Source organism: Alistipes sp. CAG:29 (assembly GCF_000435435.1).
In the GTDB taxonomy this organism is placed as follows: Bacteria; Bacteroidota; Bacteroidia; order Bacteroidales; family Rikenellaceae; genus Alistipes; species Alistipes onderdonkii.
In genome coordinates, this window is record NZ_FR893507.1 from 135,112 (window position 1) to 143,901 (window position 8,790).

General features: G+C 61.3%; 6 protein-coding genes. 2 read left to right on the forward strand and 4 right to left on the reverse strand.

All coding sequences use genetic code 11. From position 1 onward, the window contains the following. Positions 1–368: 368 nt before the first annotated feature. Positions 369–1,298, forward strand: coding sequence for a carbohydrate kinase family protein (locus QVP03_RS13410; protein ID WP_022333897.1), 930 nt, complete (start codon positions 369–371; stop codon positions 1,296–1,298). A gap of 50 nt (positions 1,299–1,348) precedes the next feature. On the opposite strand, the gene ccsA is transcribed toward QVP03_RS13410, so the two are convergent. From ccsA to QVP03_RS13430, 4 genes are all read right to left on the reverse strand, one after another. After that, positions 1,349–3,553: a cytochrome c biogenesis protein CcsA gene (gene ccsA / locus QVP03_RS13415; RefSeq protein ID WP_022333898.1), complete on the reverse strand. Its 2,205-nt coding sequence runs from the start codon at positions 3,551–3,553 to the stop codon at positions 1,349–1,351. 86 nt (positions 3,554–3,639) lie between these two features. Next, on the reverse strand, positions 3,640–5,229 hold the full coding sequence (locus QVP03_RS13420; protein ID WP_022333899.1) for a di-heme oxidoredictase family protein: 1,590 nt from the start codon (positions 5,227–5,229) through the stop codon (positions 3,640–3,642). Positions 5,230–5,241: 12 nt separating this feature from the next. After that, positions 5,242–6,411: an imelysin family protein gene (locus tag QVP03_RS13425; RefSeq protein ID WP_022333900.1), complete on the reverse strand. Its 1,170-nt coding sequence runs from the start codon at positions 6,409–6,411 to the stop codon at positions 5,242–5,244. A gap of 18 nt (positions 6,412–6,429) precedes the next feature. Beyond that, the gene (locus QVP03_RS13430) at positions 6,430–7,893 is read right to left on the reverse strand and encodes a hypothetical protein (protein ID WP_022333901.1); all 1,464 of its coding nucleotides are present in this window, start codon (positions 7,891–7,893) and stop codon (positions 6,430–6,432) included. Positions 7,894–8,202: 309 nt separating this feature from the next. Here QVP03_RS13430 and QVP03_RS13435 point away from each other — a divergent pair. After that, a partial coding sequence (locus QVP03_RS13435) for an efflux RND transporter periplasmic adaptor subunit (protein ID WP_288210834.1) occupies positions 8,203–8,790 on the forward strand: 588 nt, incomplete at its 3' end.

An 8,790-nucleotide genomic window follows, 5' to 3' on the forward strand; every position in this document is an offset into this window, starting at 1 on the left:
GATCCTTGCGGGAAAGTTCCGCATCCAGCCGTTCCAGCGCCGCTTCGGTCTGAAGCGAGTATTTTGGGTGCCGCGTACATCCTGCGAGGGAAATGCACGCCAGAAGCACCCACAGGAAGCCGGATCGGGCGGGAAGGGTTCGCAGCATCATGGTTTCGGGTTTTGTGTCAGACAAAAATAAGACAAAAGCCGTTCAATACAAACTTTCCGGGCATAATTCGTCCGCCCTGTCGTCGGAAACCGTCCCGGCAGGACAAACCGAATGCCGCGAAAATTACGGCCAAATGCCTCACGCCATGTTGAAAAACACCGCGCAAGCGGAAAAATATCGAGCAAAACCGTTAACTTCGCAGCAAACGCAAACGACAATGAATACCGAAGCAAACCGAAAGACAGAGTGGGTCGTCGGGATCGGCGAAGCACTCTGGGACATACTGCCCGAAGGGCGGAAGATCGGCGGCGCTCCCGCGAACTTCGCCTACCACATGTCGCAGTTCGGGCTGCGCAGCTGCGCGGTCAGCGCCGTCGGCGACGACGAGGCGGGACGCGAACTCCGCAACCAGCTCCGCGAAAAAGGGGTGGGACATATGCTGGAAACGGTGCCGTTCCCGACCGGGACGGTCGAAGTCACGCTCGACGGGGCGGGCATCCCCAGCTACGAGATCCGGCAGGGCGTAGCCTGGGACAACATACCGTTCACCCCGCAGATCGAGGAGCTCGCCCGGCACACCCGTGCAGCCTGCTTCGGGTCGCTGGCACAGCGCAGCCCCGTATCGCACCGCACGATCGGGCGTTTCCTGGAAACGATGCCCGACGGCGAGGGACAATACAAGGTCTTCGACATCAACCTGCGGCAGCACTTCTACACGCAGCAGGTGGTCGAAGAGTCGCTGCGGAAGTGCAACATCTTGAAGATAAACGACGAAGAACTGGCCGTGGTCGGCAGCATGTTCGGCTTGGAGGGGATGCAGCCCGGGGAGCAGTGCCGCACGCTGCTCGACAGGTACGGGTTGCGGATCGTGATCCTCACCTGCGGCGCCGCCGGGAGTTCGGTATTCGCCCCCGACACCCGGTCATATATCCCCACGCCGCGCGTCGAAGTAGCCGACACGGTCGGTGCAGGGGACTCGTTCACGGCATCGTTCCTGGCCGCCCTGCTCTCGGGGCTCGGCATCGGGGAAGCACACAGGCTGGCCGTGGATGTCGCGGCCCACGTCTGCTCGCAGCACGGCGCCATGCCCCGGCTGCCGGAACGGTTTACCGCTCGGCTGCGCAATGACGGCCCCGCCATACGATAGGGACGACCGGGACGCACGGAATGGGCATCCCGCCCCGGATCGCCGCTCCCCTATCCGGCATAGCTGTGCATGCCGCCCAACAGGAAATTGACCCCGAAATAGGTGACCAGCACCGAGAGGAACGCCGCGATGCAGAACCAATGGAAGAACAACGGCCGGCGGAACCACGGCAGGGATCCGGCATGCAGGGGCAGCGCATAAACCAGCAGCGTAACGAGCGCCCACACCTCCTTGGGATCCCAGCCCCAATAGCGTCCCCACGACACATTGGCCCAGACGGCGCCGACGAAGATACCGGCGGCGAGGCAGAAGACGGCCGGATAGAGCATCAGCCGGCTGACGGCCTGCAGCTGCGCGGCCGCCCCGCGGGCGCGGCGGTGCAGGACGACCCCTGCCACGCCGCCGAACATAACGAACGCCAGCAACGCATAGGCCACCATGACCAGCATCACATGGATGCAGAGCAGCGGCGAGTCGAGAACCGGCATCAGCTGCGTGATCTGAGGGTTCGACTCCCCCATCATCGAAACTATCAGCGACAGCCCGGCGATCAGGTAACCGAAAGGCAGCAGGAACAGGAAGCGGCGGGCGAAGAGCAGCGTGAGCAGCAGCGTACACCATGCCATGAAGCGCATCGTTTCATAGCCGTTCGAAACAGGCCAGTGGCCGCTGACATAGCCCCGCAGCGCCAGCATCAGCGTAAGATACAGTCCTCCGGCGGCAACGCCCGCAAGGAGCCAGCCCCGGGTTTTCGCCCCGAAAGCCCGCCCGCGCACCATCCGGCGGCAGGCATCGAGGAATCCTCCGATCCCGGTCAGGATGAATGCCGCGGCGAGCGGCAGCGACCAATCGAGCCGGTTATAAAGTTTTTCGGCACGGAAACGCAGCCCGGAAGGCATATGCGCCCCGCCCTCCTTCTGCTGGTAGCTGCGGATCTTGCGCAACACCCCTGCGACCCCCGCCCAATCCCGTTTTACGACCAGTTCGCTGACGTAGTTCATCGCCCGGCCGATAAAGAGCGCCTGCCCGTGAGGCAGCTCCCGCGGCAGGCCGTCGACCTGCGACGCCCAGCGCAGCAGGCTGTCCGAAGGGTCGGTATAGGGAAAAATCCGCAGCATACTGCCCGTGCAGACCATCCCGATGATGTTGAATTTCTCATCGGCCTCGCCCGCCGGACGCCCGGCAGCCCCTTCGAGCCGGTATTCGTTGACCCGGTTGCGGAAATCCGACAGCCGCGCATAACGCCCGCCGACCTCCAGCAGGCGGCGTGCCCCGGCACTCCTGATGCGGATCATCGGTTCGCGTTTCCAGTCGTCGTAATAGAACAGCCAGCCGGAAAGCACCTGCTCGGGCGTAAGTCCCCGGTAGCGGCTCTTCCCGCAGAGTTTCACCGTAAAATCCTTAGCCAGGGTCTGCAACGGACAGATACGGTCGTTGTAGTAGACATACAGGTCGCCCAATTCCGCGGCGACCTCGCGCGGAAGCGTCTGCGGCAAGGTGTCAGCCGCCCGGGCACCCTGTACGGCCGCCGTACAGAGGACAAGACACAGCGCCGCCTTGCGGAGCGCAGGGCTGCGCAGCAACCGCCTGAAACCCCCGCGCCTGTCGCACAGGAACGCCAGCATGGAAACGAGCAGCAGCCCGTACCCGGCATAGGTGATGCCGATGCCCCACGGATCATACGAAACGGAAAGGGTCGTACCCCGTCCGTCCTCGTCATAGGCGGACTGGTAGAACCGATAATTCCGGAAAACCAGGATGCGGTTCATGCCGACTTCACCGTGCAGCGACCCGTCGTCGGCCGTCAGGGTGAGAAGGCTGACGAAATCCATCGGCGCACGGGTGCCGGCATAATACTCGATGCGGAAATCGTCCAGCCGGGCCCGGAAGGGCAGTATTTGCTCCGAACCGTCACGGCCGGCGAATGCGGTCGCCCCGGGATCGCCCGTGCGCAGGTGCAACGTCCCCTGCTGGCCGAAGAGCCATGTCACGGAAGCCCCCGCGAGGATGACCGCGAAAGAGAGGTGCAGCAACAGGACGGCGGGCCTGCGCCACAATTTCCGGCGGAACAGGCAGGCCAGCGCCGCGAGGGTGAGGGCACCCCAAAGCGCGGCGAACCAGCCCACGCCGTAGATATGCGCAGCGGAGAAATCCGTACCGTATATCTTTTCAAGTACCGTGGCCGTAACGAGCACCGCCATCACGGCTCCGAGCAGCCCGAAGGCAAGGCGTTTCAACAGTTTCAACAGTTTCATCCGTTCGTTCGTGTGTGAATGCATCGTCCGGACACGGCAAAGGCCGATGCACGGGGCACCGGCGCTTCGCACATATCCGGGAAGGGTTAGATGGATTCGATGAATTCGACCACCGCGTCGCGGTCGTCCTTGCTCAGCGTGCGGAACTTCTCGACCGACCAGCGGGCGTCGCTCTGCGCCGCGCCATGCCACATGATAGCCTCGATGACCGTCCGCGCACGGCAATCGTGCAGGCGGTCGCTGGCGCCCGTGCACTTCTCGCTCAGGCCGCGGCCCCAGAGCGGCGTCGTACGGCACCAGCCCGTGCGGATGTCGTTCACCATGAAGAGCCGGTGCTGCACCATGTCGGAGTAGGGCCAGATCTTCTGATTAGGATAACGCGGCAGGCGGCTGTCGCCGTCGGCAAAGAAACCGTTGGGGTCGGTAAAGACATCGTCGCCCGTCGTCCAGGTCGGACGGTGGCAGGTGGCACAGCCGATCTCGGTGAAGAGCGCCTTGCCGCGTTTGACGTCCGCATCGTCGAGGTTACGCGCCGCCGGTACGGCCAGACCGCGGTGCCAGACCATAAAGTCGACATAGTCCTCATCGCTCATCTCGACAGGCAGTTCTTTGTTCATCAGATAGTTGTAAATATCCTGCGCAACGTCTCCCGTCTTGTTCCACGCCGGGAAAAGCGTGTAGAAATCCCGCTGCACATCGGCGTCCTTCGACGCTACTTCGGCATAAGCAGCGGTCATGTAGTGGTAGCGGCGGTCGGAGCGGGTCACGTTGGTGATGTTCCAGATGGCATTGGCACCCGCCGCATCCTGCAACGGGCCGCGGCTCAGGGCATAGGTATAGCGCAGCGGATGGGTGGTCGTCCCGTAGGTCTTGACCCACTCGCCGTTCTTGAAGATCGCGGGATTGAGCGGCACGCCGTTCTGCTCCTGGCGAACGTACTCGGCTTTCAGGTCGCTGTCCGAAATGGCATCCAGCAAACCCGTACCGTAGATGCCGATGGTCGATTCGAGGCGCACGCGCACCTTGGCATAGGGCACCTCGCCCTTGGCGCCGATCAGCGGTACGTAATAGGCGTTCTCGGGGATCGTCACTTCGGGATAGATCAGGCTGTAAGACTCGCCGTCGGGAAACTTATTGCCCCACTCGTCGGTATACTCCTGCCAGCCGATCATGATCTTCGATTCGTCGATCGGGGCTTTGAACGGCGCCACGGCCTGCGTTTGCGGCATACCGGTGAGCGATGTCAGGTAATTGTCGTCCTCGTCGGTGATAACCAGCAGGTAGCCGTTGCCGATCTGGTTGGTGTTGAACGCGCCTTCGATACGCTTACCGTGGCCGTAGCCCGGGTGGCAGTGCAGGCACGAGGTGCGGATATAGAGCGGCCCGAGGCCGTAGCGCACACCCGACGAGTTGGCCGTGAAGGGTTTTTCGAACAGCGCCTCGCCGTTCAGGAAACGCTGCGTCATCGCGGCGTCGTCATCGACGACCGGCGTAGGCTGCTCGTAGGCCACCGACGTGGTGTTGAAAGCCGTGCCGAGTTTGCCGCCGGCGTAATACTCCTCGGGAACGGGGTCGGGATTCGGATCGGGGGCGGGATCCGTCCCCTTGTCATCAGCGCACGCGGCAGCCATCAGGGCTGCCGACATGCACAGGCTGTAAATCAAGTGCTTTTTCATTGCTGAAAATGGTTATTTTTCGACCGACAGTGCCGTCAGCGCCTTCGTAAGCGCGTTCACAAGGTCGTTATTGCAATAGGTGGCGGCATCCTTCCATGCCTGTGCCGTACGGTTGTCGACGAACGGGGCCGGGCAGGCCTCGATCTTTTCGATCGCCGTGGAAATCGCATTGCGAACCTCCGTATCGAGGACGGGGTCGACCACCTCGATCCAGTCGCTCACCGAAGCGTCGCCGGAGGTCATGCCCTGATAGGTGTTCCGGATGCTGATGATGTTGTCGATGAAATCGGTCTTCGAATTCTGGCTGTAAGGCGACTCGATGTAATTGATATCCTCGGAGCTGGTTCCGTTGGCCGGACGGCCGATCTTCTGCGAGCCGACCTCCGTGGCGATGTCGATGCAGCCCTGGATGATCTCCTCGGCGGCATCCTTATAGTTGCGGTACTTGCTGCCGCCCTTCCCCGAATTGCGCATCGAAGCGCCGTAGTCGAAAGTCGGCTCCAGTTCGGCATCGCCCAGGATCGTCTGCTTCTCTTCGGTGACATTGTCCAGCCCCGCCCACGAAGCTTCGAGGCGTACGCACATGTTGCACAGATCGTTGGCCACACCGACCAGGTATACCAGCTGGGGACGGGTGTATTTGCCGAGGGCGCGGGGGCCCGCATTCTCGAAAAGCATGTATTCCAACGCATGGAACCCGAGCAGGCCGTAACCCAGATTGGCGCTGACATAATCGGGATTCCTCTCGATCTCGGCCATCATACTGTTGTTGTTCAGCAGGTTCTGAAGCGCCGTGCCGTCCAGCGGCCAGGAGTCGATATGCGGGTCGATGTCGTAATCGGCCGCAGCGCCGTAAAGGTAGGCCTCGCTGAGCTCCCAGTGCTTGCGCGTGGTGATCCAGTCGTTGCAGGCGGCCTGCACCAGCGGGGTCGTAAGGGTTCCCGCGTCGAAAGCCTCCAGCATGGCCTCGCAATCCTCCTGCAAGGCGATGCTCCCGTCGGCCAGGGCCTTATAGGTCGGAATCACGTTATTGTCGACGAAATCTACGGCAGCATTCTTGAGCGCCTCTTCACGCTCGTCGGCAAACGTGTAATCGCCGTCGCTGTCGCTGCACGATGCGGCCCCGAGCGCCAGGACGAGTGCCGCGGCTGCATAAACGGAATTTTTGAACAGATTTTTCATATTCTCATTATGATTTGGTTAACGTCTGAAAAAGCCGGAATAGGCGATCCCCAGCGAAAGGGAGGGCTCGTTTTTGAAACGCCCCGTGCGGGTCTCCCCGGTGGCGGAGTCGGTGTAGTCGTACGACCGGAGCAGGCCGATGCCGTACTCGGCCTTGATGACAATGTTCTTGATCGGGTAATAGTTGAACCCGACGGCTACCCGCTGGCGGCCGCACCAGTCCTGGCGGATCACCGACTTGGCGGTATCGAACATCGAATCGTAGAACTCATAACGGCCGAAGACGTAGAAGCGGTGTCCCCTCTCCTTGAGCTTGCGTATCTGCGAGAAGATGTCGTAACCGGCTTCCACCCCCGTGGCGATGGCGTCCGAACCCACATATTGCTTGGGCGAGGGCGATGCGTTGGGCATATCGCGGTTGAACTGGGAAATCTTGTCCGAATTGGTCAGGTGCCCGTAGTCGAAGTTACCGCGAACGATCCAGTTATGGGCATCGTAGAGGAAATCGAAGGCGCCGATCATCACCGTACCCTTCACGTCCTTGTATCTGTCCGCACCGGTACGGTTGGCACTCAGGGTATTGCTGAAACTGTTGCCCGCATAGCCGCTCAGGCTCAGGCGCAAGCCCGGGACGGAGTAGTTGTCGATGCGGAACGCCCCGGCATAGGCATTGGCGATCTTGAATTCGTAGGGGCTTCCGGCACCGCCGCTGACCCAACCGTTGTCGCCGAACCGGTCGGAATCCAGTCCCGGCAGGAACATCACCTCGTAACGCCAGTCACCGGCACGTCCCCAGAGGCTGATGCCCGTTTCGTGCCATGTGCAGGGCAGGATCGTATTCTCGCCCTCGGGACGGTAGACCCCGAAGAACTCGGTGGGCATGTGGTGCTGGTTAGTCCCGCCGACGGGCACGATCATATGCCCCAGGCGCAGGTTGAAGGCCGGGCTGAAGCTTTTCTGGAGCCAGAACTGTTCGAGGGCGACCTCGCCGCCGCGTTCGATCTCCGACTCATACTCGCCGCCCTCCTCGAATTCGGTTTCGAAGGCGCTCTCCGTGCCGCCGTGCTCGAATTCGATCTCGGTGCCCATCGACCAGCCGCGCCCGAAATCGTAGCCCAGGTAGATGACCACGTGCGGGAGGTCGAAGCGACCGTGGCTTTTGTCATTCTTGTACTTGTCAGGGCTGATATAACGCAGGTAGTTGTCGCTGAAGAAATTGCGCGTCATGACGGCCTCGCCGTACCCGCCTACGGTCAGCCGTGAGGGTTTGTCGGCCTCTTTGCTGACGGCGGTCTTCACTTCGGAAGAGAGCTCGGCCCGGATCTCCGACAGGAGTTCGGCTTTCAGCTGTGCCTTCAGCTCGGCATTGGCAGCCGAATCGGCCGCGGCCACAGGTTCGGGGGCGTTCACGGCTTCCTGGGCATGCAGGGTAACACCCGCCAGTAATAAAATAGGGGTAAACAGTAAAATTCCAAGACGCATAGGCTCTCCGTTTATTTTGTTTGCGGTGGCAAAGTTAAGGTGCCCGCCGAGCCCGGGCAATTCCCTGTTTTAGGTAATTTTCGGGACAGAATAATAACATGTAGGTATTGCTCCCGACGGTAGGGGAATGCGGCGGGTGCCGGTCGTTTCGCCGGCGTTTTTTGCCGTTTCGCCGGAAACGGGCATACACGAACCCGCAACCGGCCCCGTTTTTACCACGAACGGGTGCAATTATACCTTCCGGCAGCGGAGGCATAGCGGGTTTTTTCGTATCTTTGCATATCCCTCATTAAAGACAACCTCTCCGGTATGAAAAAAAAGAAATGGATCATCACGTCCGTCATCCTCGTAGTATTCTGTACAGGGCTGGTCGTTTACAACCACTACCGCGGCAGTTCGTCAGCCGCCGACGCCGACCCGTCGGAAATCAGCATACCCCGGAAAAGCAGCGTCCTGAACGTCAACGGGCTCGTCGTGCGGCCGCAAACCCTCACGGACGGAATCACCTCGGTGGGCAGCCTGCTCCCCGACGAGGAGGTAGACCTCTCGTTCGAGACCTCGGGCAAGATCGTCTCGATCAACTTCCAGGAAGGCTCAACCGTCCGCAAGGGCGAATTGCTGGCCAAAGTCAACGACAAACCGCTGCTGGCACAGCTGTCGCGCTACGAAGCGCAGCTCAAACTGGCCGAAGACCGTGTTTACCGCCAGAGTGCCCTGCTCGAAAAGGACGCCGTCAGCCTGGAAGCCTACGAACAGGCACGCACCGAACTGGCGATGCTCAACGCCGATATCGACATCGTGCGTTCGAACATCGCGCTCACGGAGCTGCACGCCCCGTTCGACGGCGTGATCGGCCTGCGCAACGTCAGCGAAGGCGCCTATGCCTCGCCGAGCGTC